General features: G+C 38.1%; 2 tRNA genes. Both read right to left on the bottom strand.

Features of this window, described 5'->3' with window-relative positions:
- Positions 1-214: 214 nt before the first annotated feature.
- A tRNA-Ala gene (locus CWC02_RS20375) sits at positions 215-290 on the bottom strand.
- 111 nt (positions 291-401) lie between these two features.
- Positions 402-478, bottom strand: a tRNA-Ile gene (locus CWC02_RS20370).
- Positions 479-527 lie beyond the last annotated feature (49 nt).

Here is a 527-nt window from a genome sequence, read left to right as displayed (position 1 = left end):
AGAATACTAAAGTTAGATACCGATTAATCATTACTGATTAATGGCATATTTTTACTTTTGAAAACTCTTTATAGATACGAATATCTATAAGAATTTTAATATCAGCTTTCCAAATTTTTAAAGAGCAAGAGAATAAACTTCTCAAAATTAAACACACTCTATTCTCAAGCAGTTTATTACCTGATTAAGAATGTTTATTTTTAAGGAGTAAAAGTGGTGGAGCTAAGCAGGATCGAACTGCTGACCTCCTGCGTGCAAGGCAGGCGCTCTCCCAGCTGAGCTATAGCCCCACATATGCTGGTACTTACTGTTTTATTAGCCACTTCGATTGAGACAAGGCGTAAGTTGAGGACGTTTAGTTCACTAAACGACGAAGCTTACAACGCAGTATCAAGAAGAAGTGGTGGGTCTGAGTAGATTTGAACTACCGACCTCACCCTTATCAGGGGTGCGCTCTAACCAACTGAGCTACAGACCCAAACAATAAGTGTTGTTCTCTTTACAATTAACAATCATCTGTGTGGACA

The organism is Pseudoalteromonas sp. S2721, from assembly GCF_005887425.1.
GTDB classification, from domain to species: domain Bacteria; phylum Pseudomonadota; class Gammaproteobacteria; order Enterobacterales; family Alteromonadaceae; genus Pseudoalteromonas; species Pseudoalteromonas simplex.
This window is presented reverse-complemented; position numbering and strand designations above follow the sequence as displayed.